At 37.6% G+C, this 13,394-nt stretch carries 9 protein-coding genes and 2 pseudogenes; 10 read left to right on the forward strand and 1 reads right to left on the reverse strand.

What is annotated here, in order from left to right:
* The first annotated feature begins 478 nt into the window (after nucleotides 1–478).
* The 9 genes and pseudogenes from pdhA (at nucleotide 479) to H3Z85_17735 (ending at nucleotide 8,595) form a co-directional block, all read left to right on the forward strand.
* Nucleotides 479–1,480, forward strand: a complete 1,002-nt coding sequence (pdhA, locus tag H3Z85_17695; GenBank protein ID QPQ51153.1) for a pyruvate dehydrogenase (acetyl-transferring) E1 component subunit alpha — start codon at nucleotides 479–481, stop codon at nucleotides 1,478–1,480.
* 84 nt (nucleotides 1,481–1,564) lie between these two features.
* Nucleotides 1,565–3,171, forward strand: a pseudogene (locus H3Z85_17700) (2-oxo acid dehydrogenase subunit E2).
* A 113-nt stretch (nucleotides 3,172–3,284) separates the two neighbouring features.
* A pseudogene (locus H3Z85_17705) lies at nucleotides 3,285–3,952 on the forward strand (ABC transporter ATP-binding protein).
* 18 nt (nucleotides 3,953–3,970) lie between these two features.
* A complete protein-coding gene (locus H3Z85_17710; protein QPQ51154.1) occupies nucleotides 3,971–4,546 on the forward strand; it encodes a murein L,D-transpeptidase catalytic domain family protein in 576 nt (191 codons plus the stop codon).
* Between the two features lie 30 nt (nucleotides 4,547–4,576).
* Nucleotides 4,577–5,254 (forward strand): DNA repair protein RadC, encoded by a 678-nt coding sequence (gene radC / locus H3Z85_17715; protein QPQ51155.1) that lies wholly within the window; start codon nucleotides 4,577–4,579, stop codon nucleotides 5,252–5,254.
* Complete coding sequence (locus H3Z85_17720; GenBank protein ID QPQ51156.1) at nucleotides 5,251–6,162, forward strand: hypothetical protein; 912 nt, start codon at nucleotides 5,251–5,253, stop codon at nucleotides 6,160–6,162. The genes radC and H3Z85_17720 overlap by 4 nt, the downstream gene beginning before the upstream one ends.
* Before the next feature lie 91 nt (nucleotides 6,163–6,253).
* A complete protein-coding gene (locus H3Z85_17725; protein ID QPQ51157.1) occupies nucleotides 6,254–7,429 on the forward strand; it encodes a hypothetical protein in 1,176 nt (391 codons plus the stop codon).
* 24 nt (nucleotides 7,430–7,453) lie between these two features.
* Entirely contained in the window at nucleotides 7,454–7,966 is a 513-nt protein-coding gene (locus H3Z85_17730; protein QPQ51158.1) for a hypothetical protein, read from the forward strand.
* Nucleotides 7,967–7,983: 17 nt separating this feature from the next.
* A complete protein-coding gene (locus tag H3Z85_17735) occupies nucleotides 7,984–8,595 on the forward strand; it encodes an inorganic pyrophosphatase (protein ID QPQ51159.1) in 612 nt (203 codons plus the stop codon).
* A gap of 84 nt (nucleotides 8,596–8,679) precedes the next feature.
* Here the strand turns inward: H3Z85_17735 and H3Z85_17740 are convergent, their stop codons facing one another.
* Nucleotides 8,680–10,401 (reverse strand): amidohydrolase, encoded by a 1,722-nt coding sequence (locus H3Z85_17740; GenBank protein ID QPQ51160.1) that lies wholly within the window; start codon nucleotides 10,399–10,401, stop codon nucleotides 8,680–8,682.
* 135 nt (nucleotides 10,402–10,536) lie between these two features.
* Between H3Z85_17740 and H3Z85_17745 the strand changes: the two genes are divergently transcribed.
* On the forward strand, nucleotides 10,537–13,272 hold the full coding sequence (locus tag H3Z85_17745) for a sodium-translocating pyrophosphatase (GenBank protein ID QPQ51161.1): 2,736 nt from the start codon (nucleotides 10,537–10,539) through the stop codon (nucleotides 13,270–13,272).
* Nucleotides 13,273–13,394 lie beyond the last annotated feature (122 nt).

The raw sequence follows: 13,394 nt of genomic DNA on the forward strand, positions 1-13,394 counted from the left end.
AAACAAATGAAGACAGCGCACTGAAGCGCCTGAGGAATTCTCAGAAGTGATCTCTTTTATAGGCTGAAAAAGCAAAACTGCATGGGGATTTTGTTAATAATATTGTAGACAGAACTCTTGGGTTCACAGAATTTTCTCCCAATACCAGCTATTAAAATAACCAAAACAATATGTTAACGATAATTAAAGAGGAAAGACGATGAGAATAAAACTGGATGTTTTTTTAATGTTCCGGTCTCATCTGATATTTCAGAAAACCCGCACAAGCAGGGTGATTCTTTAATAATACAAATCAAAAAGTAAGAGGTATATCTTCACTTTGCGAGCTTTTCTATGGCTCGAAAATTAAGAATAATCAGTTCGGCCTGCAAATAGATTTCAGAGAAAAATCGAAAAGTTACTTATGCATACAATAAAAACAAAGTTTTTTTCATAATTTTGCTCAACTATTTCATAATAAAAAAGCAAGAGCTAACACATGAAAGAATTTTCTAAAGAGGTATACCTGAAGTGGTATGAAGATATGACAATGTGGAGAAGGTTTGAAGACAAATGCCGTTCTCTTTATCTAAAACAAAAGATCAGAGGATTTTTACATTTGTATAACGGTCAGGAAGCGATCCCTGCCGGATTCACACATGCAATGGATTTAACCAAAGACAGTATGATTACTGCATACAGATGTCACATCCATCCAATGGCGATGGGCGTAGATCCTAAAAGAATCATGGCTGAGCTTTGTGGTAAAGCTACCGGAACATCCGGAGGTATGGGTGGATCTATGCACATTTTCAGTAAAGAACACCGTTTCTATGGAGGACATGGTATTGTGGGAGGACAGATTCCTTTAGGAGCAGGTATTGCTTTTGCAGATAAATATTTTGACAGAAAAGCGGTGAATATTTGCTTCTTCGGAGACGGAGCTGCAAGACAAGGTTCTTTACATGAAACGTTCAACATGGCTATGAACTGGAAACTGCCTGTAGTATTTGTTGTAGAAAACAACCAGTATGCAATGGGAACTTCTGTAAAAAGAACAGCCAACCACGAAGATATCTACAAATTAGGATTAGGATACGAAATGCCTTGCCTTGCTGTAGATGCAATGGACCCTGAAAAAGTAGCCGAAGCTGCTTACGAAGCAATTGAAAGAGCAAGAAGAGGAGATGGGCCAACATTTATCGAAGCAAGAACTTACCGTTACAGAGGACACTCTATGTCTGATGCTGAGCCATACAGATCTAAAGAAGAAGTAGCTGTTCATAAGAATGATGATCCGATTGAATTGGTAAAACACAGAATTCTTGAAAACGGATGGGCTACAGAAGCTGAACTGGAAGCTATGGATAACAAATCAAGAGATTTTGTTGACGAATGTGTAGAATTTATGGAAAACTCTCCTTATCCTGAGGCTGAGAAAATCTATGAATATGTGTACGCTCAGGAGGATTATCCATTCCTAGACAAATTAGAAAACTAAAAAATAAAAATTAATTTGAAATTTGAAGTTTGACATTTCTGAAATCTCAAATCTCAAATCTCGAATCTCAAATCAATATAGATTATGGCAGAAGTAATTACGATGCCCCGCCTTTCGGATACGATGACGGAAGGGAAAGTGGCGAAATGGCATAAAAAAGTAGGAGATAAAGTAAAAGAAGGAGATATTTTAGCTGAAATTGAAACGGACAAAGCAGTTCAGGATTTCGAATCTGAAGTAGAAGGTACTCTTTTATACGTAGGTGTAGAAGAAGGCGCTGCTGCCGTTGTAGATTCTGTTTTGGCAATTATCGGTAAAGAAGGAGAAGATATTTCAGGATTAACAGGTGGGGCTGCAGCTTCCACAACGGATTCTGAAGAAAAAAATCAGAAGAACAACCAAAAGCTGAAGCTCAGGTTGCTGCTGAACCGGCTGCTGCTGAAGTTCCGGCAGGAGTAGAAGTAATTACAATGCCGAGACTTTCTGATACAATGACAGAAGGTAAAGTGGCGAAATGGCATAAAAATGTAGGAGATACAGTAAAAGAAGGTGATCTTCTTGCTGAAATCGAAACAGATAAAGCAGTACAGGATTTCGAATCTGAATTTAACGGAGTATTACTGAAGCAAGGTGTTGCAGAAGGTGATGCTGCTCCTGTTGATTCAGTATTGGCAATCATTGGGCCTGAAGGAACCGATGTATCGGCTGTAGGAGCTCCAAAAGCTGCTGCTCAGACTTCTGAAAAACCTGCTGAACAAAAAACTGAAGCTAAAACAGAAGAAAAAGCTGCTCCGGCTGCAAACTCTTCATCTTCAGACAGAGTGGCCATTTCTCCATTAGCTAAGAAAATGGCTCAGGATAAAGGCGTTGATATCAACACTGTTCAAGGTTCAGGAGAGAACGGAAGAATCGTTAAAAAAGATATCGAAAATTATCAGCCTGCTGCTCAATCGGCTGCTTCAGCTCCGGCTGCAAGTGCTGCTGCTCAGGTTGCTGTGAACTTCGTTCAGGGAGAAGATACAGAGACTCCAAACTCACAGGTAAGAAATATCATTGCAAAACGTCTTTCTGAAAGTAAATTCTCTGCCCCTCACTATTATCTGATGGTGGAAATCAACATGGATAAAGCAATTGAGGCAAGAAAAGAGATCAATTCTATTCCGGATACGAAGATTTCATTCAATGATATGATCATTAAAGCTACCGCTATTGCTTTGAGAAAACACCCTCAGGTAAATTCAAGCTGGGCAGGTGACAAGATCATCCACAGAGGAAATATCAACGTAGGGGTAGCAGTAGCTATTCCGGACGGATTGGTTGTTCCAGTATTGAAAAATACAGACCAGATGTCTTACACGCAGATTTCTGCAGCGGTAAAAGATATGGCTTCCAGAGCTAAGAGCAAAGGTCTTAAAGCTAACGAAATGGAAGGATCTACATTCTCAATTTCTAACCTTGGAATGTTCGGAATCGAAACATTTACCAGTATTATCAACCAGCCAAACTCTGCAATCCTTTCAGTAGGAGCGATCATCGAGAAACCAATCGTAAAGAACGGTCAGATCGTAGTAGGAAACACCATGAAACTTTCGTTAGCGTGTGACCACAGGGTAGTAGACGGTGCTACAGGTGCTCAATTCTTACAAACATTAAGAACATATTTAGAGAATCCATTAACATTGTTACTGTAATTTCTAAGATATAAAATAGTAAAACCTCCCCAATCGGGAGGTTTTTTGTTTTTGTACTAATAATGTTATCCCAATATGTTGTAAAATCAACAATATGTTACTATTTTTGAATCATGATTAAAGCAAAAAATATCCATAAATCTTATGGGAATTTAGAAGTACTGAAAGGGGTAGATATTCATATCAAAATGGGCGAAGTGGTTTCAATTGTAGGAGAATCCGGAGCAGGTAAATCTACATTGTTGCAAATTTTAGGAACCCTGGATCATCCTACGCAATCGGGTAAGTATGATACTGAAATAGCGATAGCAGGAGAATCATTTATTAATATGAATGATAAACAGTTGTCTAAATTCAGAAATCAGAATATCGGCTTTGTATTTCAGTTCCACCAGCTTCTTCCGGAATTTACCGCTTTGGAGAATGTATTGCTTCCTACAAGAATAGCCGGAGCCAACGAAAGAGAGGCGATTGAAAAGGCATACGCTTTATTTGAAGATCTGAAGATAGAGCAGAGATTAAATCATAAACCCAATCAGCTTTCCGGGGAGAAGCGCAAAGGGTAGCCGTGGCAAGAGCTTTAATCAATTCACCCAAAATTATCTTTGCTGATGAGCCGACAGGTAATCTCGATTCTAAAAATGCTGATGATCTTCACAGGTTGTTTTTTGACCTTAGGGACAAGTACAATCAGACCTTTGTCATTGTAACGCATAACCCGAATCTTGCAGAAATTACAGACCGTAAACTCATCATGAAAGATGGAATGATTATAGAATAGCAGCCAACACATTCAACGATGAAAAAATTTATTTTTCTTTTTATAATTATGATTTCCTGTTCAAAAGCTGAATCTCAGCAGTTGGATACCACCGCGATACCCGGATCGAAAATTGAGGAGATTAAAAATTATTTAAAAGGAAAAGACTATAATCAGCAGTTGGCCGTTTTTATAAATTTTAAAATAGCTTCCGGAAAGTATCGCTATTTTATCTATGATCTCAGGACAAACAAAATACTACAGAAAGCAGTCGTATCTCATGGTTCAGGTTCTGTAATTCCCAGGTCAGAAGCATTGCAATTCAGTAATGCTGAAGGATCTTATCAGTCTTCATTAGGAAAATATGCCATTGGAGAAAGCTATGAGGGAAAGTTTGGAAAAGCATATCGGTTGAAAGGATTAGATCCTACAAACAGCAATGCGATGCAGCGGGCTATAGTTCTTCACTCGTACGGATGCGTTCCGGATAAAGAATCCCAGAAACCGGCTTGCCTGAGCCTAGGCTGTCCGATGCTCTCTGAGAATGCTTTTAAAGCATCTGCCCAATACATTGATCAGTCAAAACAATCCATTATCTTGTATGCATTTTATTAAAACATAATCTACTATTTATAATTCCGTGCTATGCCTATAAAATTTCTTGCAGAAGATGACAGACCAAGGGAAAAATTTTTGCAAAAAGGCAAGAATTCGCTTTCCGATTCTGAGTTGTTGGCGATCATAATGGGAAGCGGCAATAAAGAAGAAAGTTCCGTAGAGCTGGCCAGAAGGATTTTGACTTCGGTAAATAATAACTGGCACCAACTGAGCCTGCTTTCTGTCAAAGATTTGATGAAATTTAAAGGAATTGGAGAAGCAAAGGCTATTTCGATTGCCTCTGCCCTGGAAATCGGAAGAAGAAGAGCCGGACAGGAAATTCCTGAAAAATCAATTATAGGAAATAGCCATGACGCCTATGCCATCCTAAAGAACCAACTCTCAGATTTAAGAACTGAAGAATTTTGGGCTATTTTTTTGAACAACAGCAATAAAGTCATTCATATTGCACAACTGACTCACGGAGGCATAAGCCAGGCTATCGTTGATGTAAGAATACTTTTTAAAATCGCTCTGGAGCACTTTTCTACAGGCGTTATTATTGCTCATAACCATCCTTCAGGCAGTGTAAAACCAAGCAGGGATGACCTCAATATTACACAAAAGATTAAAGAAGCTGGACAAACATTAACCATCCAGCTTTTAGATCACATTATCATTACACAAGATTCCTATTTTAGTTTCTCCGATTCAGGATTATTATGATTAAAAGATTAAAATACCATGAAATCGATTTTGTAAAATATTCTCAATGTTTAGAAAATTCTGAGCAGAGAAAATATACGGCAACAAAAGATTTTCTGGATATCACTTCAAAAAAACAATGGGAAGTTTTAGTGTACAACGATTACGAAGCAGTAATGCCCGTTCCCTTTATCCGGAAATATGGAGTGAAAATTGTGCATAATCCTAAACTCTGTCAGCAACTAGGAGTGTTTTCTAAGAAAGATGATGTACATCTGAACGAAGTCTTTCTTGAATATCTGGAAAAGAATTATCTGATAAGTACCTATCAATTTAATGATGTCAATCAATTTCTAAGAGAAATAAGAAGAAAGAAAAATTTTTTATTATATCCGGATTCTTATGAAAAAATATACGAGAGATATTCTCCCAAAAGAAAGAGAAAACTGAGAGGTGGGGAAGAGATAACAGATAAAATTGCCACTAAGGATGTTCATTATAAGGATGTGAAAAATTTTATTGAAATTCATGCAATAGGAGCCAGTAAGGAAGCTGATTTACATGAATTTATAAGAATTTTTAAAGATTTGTATGAATTAAATCGCCTGAAGTTTTCAGCTTTCTATTACAATAATAAAATCATTAATGTTATTGCTACTTATACCGATTGTCATATGGTAGCACTTTTAGGTACATTTAATGATAAAAATTATGTGAAGTTATCAGGTGCATCCATATTGATTGATAAGGCTATAAAGGAAACGATTGAAACAAATACCTTTGATTTTGAAGGTGGAGAACTTCCTAATATTGAAGAGTTTTTCAGAGGATTTCGGCCGGAACTGAGGCCATATGGGATAATTGAAAATTCAAAGAAAAACCTCGTCAAAAAGTTCATATATTTTCTTTTAACCGGTAAAAAATTATAAATTACAAAATGTTGTCGGGATTGATGCAATCTATAAGTACAATACGATCTATAGAAACTGGGTGATGGGAAACTATATTAAAGTAATATTTATGAAAAAAAAGAAAAATCTTCTTGTTTTTATATTCTCGATCTACGTAGGTCTCATGTCATACTATCTGTATACCCACCAGTATTATAATACGGATATGGAGGCTTATATGGGCTTGATTTACAAAGTGGAATATCCTGACATGAAGATTGAAGAAATCCATCATAAAGTATATTCGGAGATAAAAGAAAAGAATCCTGATTTCGCGGGATTGGGTCCGGTTGATCCAATGGTGAAAGAGGTGGCAAAGGGAGAAAGCACCTACTATAAATTCTTATCGGAAAATCCTAAAGCCTATGAAGAAGAATTACAGCTTTTCGCAGTAAAACCATTCTATAACTTTATCAATGTATTGTTTTTTAAACTTGGTTTTAAAGCCTCGACCTCTACTTTTTTAATTTCCATTATTGCTTACGCTCTTATTCTCGTTCTCATTTTTTGTTTTTTAATCCAAATTTTAAAAAATTATACCCTAGCCACGATAATAACGGTTTTATTATCATTGTTTAAACCAATTCTCGAAGCAAGCAGGCACGCTTCTCCGGATTCATTGTCCTGTTTATTGCTGTTGTTAAGCTTTTACACTTTTCTGATCAAAAAGAATGTTTTTTACACAACGATTTTTGCGATGTTATGTGTCTTTACCAGACCTGAGTATTTCATTTTGTATTCATTTCTTTACCTTCTTGTTTTCTTTTACAGCGATAGATTAGTACTTAATAAAAAGATTTTATCCCTATCATACGGTTATTTGCTGGCATCTTTCCTCCTGATTCAGTATTTCAATCAGGTGTCCTGGTCTGTTTTATTTATGAATCAGTTTACCCGGGTTCAGCTGTATCCGCTATCAAATCCTGATCATTTTCAGTTTGCTGATTATCTTCAGTTTATCAAAGGAAATATCATGTTGGAATTTAATGCATCCTATTTTCCCCTTTTATTGATCGTGCTGGTGATTATTTTAGCCAACAACTTTTCTCTCAGGAATAGAAAGAATCAGGTTCAATGCCTGTTTTTTGTGATTATTTACGGATCTGTTTTCCTAAGGTTTTTGATTTTTCCTTCTTTGGTAAACAGAATGATGATAGGCTTTTATCTCCTGATCATCCTGTCTATGATCTATATACAGAACTCTAAGGTGGATATCTTTAAAAACACTTTAGAACACGGAAAATAATTAGTAATTTTGCAATCTAAAATTATGGCGAGTTTATCAGGATATCTACCGTATGCATTTGCATTGATTATTGCAATTCCTTTTCTGGTTTTGCTCAGACAATTTGTACATTCCTATATTACTCTTAAAAATCAGGAAATCAAACTGCTTACCGTGAAGTCCAATTCAGAAAACAAAGCCCATTCCTATGAGAGAATGACATTGTTTCTGGACAGGTTAAAACCCTCCAATCTTATCCAGAAATTTGACAGGGAATTAGCCGTTCATGAGTTTATTTTTCTTACTGAAAAGACAATCAATGAAGAATTTGAATATAACTCGTCTCAACAGCTTTATATCACAAAACATTCCTGGAAAAATATCGTAGATTCTAAAAATGCAGTTATAGAGCTGCTTCACAGAACTTATGACGGATTGAAAGGAGAGGTTCAGCTGGATGAATTCAAGACGATTTTCATCATGAATTATATGGAAGGCAACGATTACATTGTGGAAACCATAGAAGATTTAAGAAAAGAAATTTTAATAATAACTTAAAAAATAACAGATAAATAATGATTCCAAATTTTAAAGCACATCCATGGCACGGAATTTCTGCAGGAGAAGATGCGCCAAATGTTGTAAACGTATTTGTGGAAATTGTTCCTTCAGATACTATTAAATATGAAGTAGATAAAGAAACAGGATACCTAAAAGTAGACAGACCTCAAAAATTCTCTAATATCATCCCGGCTTTATATGGTTTTGTTCCAAGAACATACTGTGATCAGGAAGTAATGAAACTTGCTGTAGAATCAGGCGCTACGGATGTTACAATGGGAGATCATGATCCTCTTGATATTTGTGTTTTAAGTTCTCATAACATCCATGCCGGAGGTTTATTGATGGAAGCTATTCCGATCGGAGGTTTCAAAATGATCGACGGAGGAGAAGCTGATGATAAAATTGTAGCAGTAATGATCAATGACCATGCTTTTGGGCACTTCAGAGATATTGCTGAATTACCGGAAGCTGAAGTAAAAAGATTAATGCATTATTTCCTTACGTATAAAAACCTGCCGGATGAGCCTGCAAAATGCAGAATTCAGAAGGTTTACGGAGCTGAGCATGCAAAAAAAGTAATCAAAGCTTCTCAGGCTGATTATGCAGATAAATTCGGAGGATAATATTTCCTTTCCAAAGCATACAAAAAAGCAGATGAATCTTCATCTGCTTTTTCTTTGTGAGTATTTTATTCTGCCTCAACCGATTTAGTTGCTTTTGTATACGGAATTTCCTTCTTTGATGGTTTCAAGAACTTTAATGTTTCTGAGATTTTCAGGAGTTATCGTTAAAGGATTCTGATCCAGAATGACAAAGTCTGCCAGTTTACCTGCTTTAACAGATCCTTTTCTGTTTTCTTCCTGCAGTTGATAAGCTCCGTTGATGGTAATAGCTTTCAGGGCTTCAAGAGGAGTGATTCTTTCATTGGGACCTAAAATCATTCCTGACCTTGTCTTTCTGTTTACCGCAGCATATACAGCGGTAATTAAATCGGGTGGAGTAACCGGAGAATCATGATGGATGGTAAATGTAATTCCTGCTTTTAACGCTGAGTTGGCAGGACTTATAAAAGAAGCTCTTTCAGGACCAAAAACACTCGAATAGTGCCAATCGCCCCATAAATAAGTATGAGTAGAAAAGTAAGAAGGAATTACTCCTAATTCTTTTATTTTCTGAATATGATCAGGGCGGCTGTTTTGTACATGAATTAAGGTTGCCCGCAATTCCGGTTTATAAATGTTTTCATCTTTTAACCTTTTAATAACCCGGATTGCCTGATCTATTGCAGCATCTCCGTTCACATGAAGCTGTGCGGTTATATGGTTTTGGAAAAGTGTTTTCAGATCGTTATATAACGTTTCATCCGTAAAGATGGGAAATCCTTTGTAGTCTTTAGACCGGCCTTCCGGCGGAACCAAATAAGGCTGAGTAAGCCAGGCTGTTTTACCTTGTGGAGAACCGTCATCCGAAAATTTGAACCCGGCCAGTTTCAGATGATTTTCATATTTCATATACTTAGGTTTGAAACGATCGAATTCCTTTTTGAAATATTCATAATCAGGAAAGTAAACGACATCGGCTTTAAAAAGATGTTGAGCCGCTGCTTTTTCTAACAGACCAACGCTTTCTCCCATAGTTCTTCCATCACAAACAGTAGTCTGTCCATAGCTGAGCCATTCATCCTGGGCTTTCATCAGATTTTCCATGGCATGGGTCTCAGTGTCTTTGCCTTTATTCATTTTTTCAGTTAAGGTTAATAAAGCAGTGAAACTCGCGTTCTCTTCTAATTTCCCATTCAGTTTTCCTGTTTCTTTATCCCTGCCGATGTGTCCTCCTTCAGGATCTTTCGATGCTTCTGTTATTCCCAGAAGTTGTAGCATTGCGTTGTTTGCTACGCTGGCGTGCCCTGAGGCATGAATAACAATAATAGGATTGGTTTTACTAATGATATCCAGTTCTGCTTTTGTAGGATGACGGTGCTCTCTCATAATGGCATCATCATAACCATTTCCGATAATCGGCTGCTTATCTGTAATTTTATTTTCTTTAATGTAGTTCTTAACCGTAATCTGTAAATCTTTAATTGAATTCACTGTTCCATAAGGTTCCGGAGATAGGTCTACGGCATCCATCGTCCCGGCTCTTGAAGTAAGATGTCCATGAACATCTATAAACCCGGGAAGAAGAGTTTTCCCATGGAGATTAATCATTTTGGTGGCTGGCTCTGAAAAACGCTCTGCGTCCGATTTTGTTCCGGCAAAAAGTATTTTACCGTCTTTTACTGCTACAGCTTCAACCTGGGGAGAAGAATCTTCCATTGTTATGATAGGACCTCCAAAATAAAGTATCTCAGCTTTTTCTTGTGGAATCTTATGGTGACAGCTGCTTATTCCTGCAGACAAAAAAAGAGTATATAATATCCTTTTCATAAACAATTAATTCAAATAATAGTGAGAAACAAATTTACAAAATAATAGATTATTATTAGTGAATTTTATTATGTGTTTATAATTTCATTATATTTATAAGCCTAATCTCAATTTTTTAATATAAAATAATAAACTATGGATCTATTTGTGTTAGTGCCAATTTTTGGTGTCATAGCTTTGCTTTATACATTTCTTCAGAGCAACTGGGTCAATAAACAGAATGCCGGAAATGAAAAAATGAAAATAATCAGCGGCCATATTGCAGATGGTGCAATGGCTTTTCTAAAGGCTGAATATAAAATCTTAATGTACTTCGTGGTGGTGGTCGCCATTTTACTTGCTGTAATGGGATCAAGCAATGCCAACTCACATTGGAGTATCGGAATCGCTTTTGCAGTAGGAGCGGTATTTTCCGCATTAGCTGGTTTTATCGGGATGAAAATTGCTACCAAAGCCAATGTCAGGACGGCAGAAGCCGCAAGAACTTCACTGTCGAAAGCGCTTAAAGTATCTTTTACAGGAGGTTCCGTTATGGGAATGGGGGTTGCAGGACTCGCTGTTTTAGGATTGGGAGCATTGTTCCTGATCATTAAACAGATTTTTGCACCTGATGCCACAGTAGATTCTCACGAGATGGAAAGAACAATTGAAATCCTTACCGGATTTTCTCTTGGAGCAGAATCCATAGCACTTTTTGCAAGAGTAGGAGGTGGTATTTATACAAAAGCCGCAGATGTGGGAGCAGACCTGGTAGGAAAAGTAGAAGCCGGTATCCCGGAAGATGATCCAAGAAACCCCGCTACCATTGCAGATAATGTGGGTGATAATGTAGGAGATGTGGCAGGAATGGGGGCGGACCTTTTTGGATCTTATGTAGCCACCGTTCTGGCGACAATGGTCTTAGGAAGAGAAACCGTTTCTGATGATTCCTTCGGAGGATTTGCCCCGATTCTTTTACCCATGCTTATTGCGGGAACTGGAATTATCTTTTCAATGATAGGAACCTTATTTGTAAGGATTAATGATAATGAAGGCTCATCTACTTCCAGCGTACAAAATGCCCTGAACTTGGGGAATTGGGGAAGTATTATTATTACTGCAATAGCATCTTATTTCCTGGTAACCTATATCCTGCCCGAAAAAATGGTGCTCAGAGGCCACGAATTTACAAAAATGGGAGTCTTCGGAGCGATAATGGTGGGTTTGGTTGTAGGAACTTTAATGAGTATCATAACAGAATATTATACAGCCATGGGTAAAAGACCGGTTTCCAGTATTGTGAGACAGTCTTCTACCGGACATGCTACCAATATTATCGGAGGGCTTTCCGTTGGTATGGAATCTACTTTACTTCCGATTATTGTGCTGGCAGGCGGAATTTATGGCTCTTATCTGTGTGCCGGACTTTATGGGGTTGCTATCGCAGCAGCAGGAATGATGGCTACTACAGCTATGCAATTGGCAATAGATGCCTTTGGACCTATTGCGGATAATGCAGGAGGTATTGCTGAAATGAGTGAACTTCCCAAAGAAGTACGGGAGAAAACAGATATTCTGGACGCCGTAGGAAATACAACTGCCGCTACCGGGAAAGGGTTTGCAATTGCTTCAGCAGCTTTAACGGCATTAGCGTTATTTGCAGCATTTGTTGGAATTGCAGGTATTGACGGTATTGATATATACAGAGCCGATGTTTTAGCCGGTTTATTCGTAGGCGGAATGATTCCGTTTATCTTTTCCTCTTTAGCGATCACAGCAGTGGGACAGGCTGCGATGGCGATGGTTGAAGAAGTGAGAAGACAGTTCCGCGAAATTCCTGGAATCTTAGAAGGAAAAGCACAACCTGAATATGAAAAATGCGTGGCGATTTCTACGGATGCATCTATCAGGAAGATGATGCTACCAGGTGCTATAGCAATCATATCACCCTTATTAATTGGATTTATATTCGGACCTGAAGTATTGGGAGGATTTCTTGCCGGTGCTACTGTTTGTGGTGTTTTGATGGGAATGTTTCAGAATAATGCAGGAGGCGCCTGGGATAATGCCAAAAAATCATTTGAAAAAGGGGTAGACATTAATGGACAGACTTATTATAAAGGTTCAGAACCTCACAAAGCTTCCGTGACGGGAGATACAGTGGGAGACCCGTTTAAAGATACTTCCGGTCCGTCAATGAATATTCTCATTAAGTTGATGTCAATTGTTTCACTGGTGATCGCCCCAACGTTAGCTGTTTTACATAAAGATAAAATTGAAGCGAACAGAAAAGCAAAAATCGAAGCTTTAACCGGGGTTTCTGCTGACCATTCTGCTACAGGAAATGTTGATCAGTCAGTATTACCTTTGAATCCTGCAGAAATTAAGGGGCACTTGAATGAAAATGGTGACTTTGTGTATGAAACAGGAAGTATTCAGAAATTAAAATTAAAAGGCGGTAAAACAATAGCCATTGGAGATGGTAGCCAGATCTATCAGTTATACAAATCCATTGATCAGAAAGATAAGACTATTGTAGATCCCAATAAATGGTATACCATCGAAAATCTTTATTTTGAAACCGGTTCAAGTGATTTAAAACCAGGTTATGAAATGCAGCTCAACAATCTGGCTGAGATTTTAAATGCTTATCCTGATCTGAAAATAAAATTAGGAGGTTACACGGATAACAGTGGCAACGAAGAAAGCAATCAGCAACTTTCTAATCTGAGAGCACAAACGGCAAAACTGAAATTACTTGAGCTCGGAGTTTCTGCAGACAGGGTAGAAGCAGAAGGGTATGGCTCACAACATCCCATTTGTGAAGCTAATGATACAGACGAATGTAAAGCCAAAAACAGAAGGATTGATGTAAGGGTTCTGGCTCTTTAATATCTTCCAATAAAATAAAAAGCATCGCAATAGCGGTGCTTTTTTATGTTTTGAAATGTACGACTAATGCCTATGGCTCTACTTGGTAAAAAATTACCCTGTTTTTTAACCTGAAAAAGAAT

The organism is Chryseobacterium indologenes (genome assembly GCA_016025055.1).
GTDB classification, from domain to species: Bacteria; Bacteroidota; Bacteroidia; order Flavobacteriales; family Weeksellaceae; genus Chryseobacterium; species Chryseobacterium indologenes.

Excerpts from the sequence above, each read along its gene's own strand:
- pdhA (QPQ51153.1), top strand. The coding sequence starts at position 479 with ATGAAAGAATTTTCTAAAGAGGTATACCTGAAGTGGTATGAAGATATG.
- H3Z85_17710 (QPQ51154.1), top strand. The coding sequence starts at position 3,971 with ATGAAAAAATTTATTTTTCTTTTTATAATTATGATTTCCTGTTCAAAA.
- radC (QPQ51155.1), top strand. The coding sequence starts at position 4,577 with ATGCCTATAAAATTTCTTGCAGAAGATGACAGACCAAGGGAAAAATTT.
- H3Z85_17720 (QPQ51156.1), top strand. The coding sequence starts at position 5,251 with ATGATTAAAAGATTAAAATACCATGAAATCGATTTTGTAAAATATTCT.
- H3Z85_17725 (QPQ51157.1), top strand. The coding sequence starts at position 6,254 with ATGAAAAAAAAGAAAAATCTTCTTGTTTTTATATTCTCGATCTACGTA.
- H3Z85_17730 (QPQ51158.1), top strand. The coding sequence starts at position 7,454 with ATGGCGAGTTTATCAGGATATCTACCGTATGCATTTGCATTGATTATT.
- H3Z85_17735 (QPQ51159.1), top strand. The coding sequence starts at position 7,984 with ATGATTCCAAATTTTAAAGCACATCCATGGCACGGAATTTCTGCAGGA.
- H3Z85_17740 (QPQ51160.1), bottom strand. The coding sequence starts at position 10,401 with ATGAAAAGGATATTATATACTCTTTTTTTGTCTGCAGGAATAAGCAGC.
- H3Z85_17745 (QPQ51161.1), top strand. The coding sequence starts at position 10,537 with ATGGATCTATTTGTGTTAGTGCCAATTTTTGGTGTCATAGCTTTGCTT.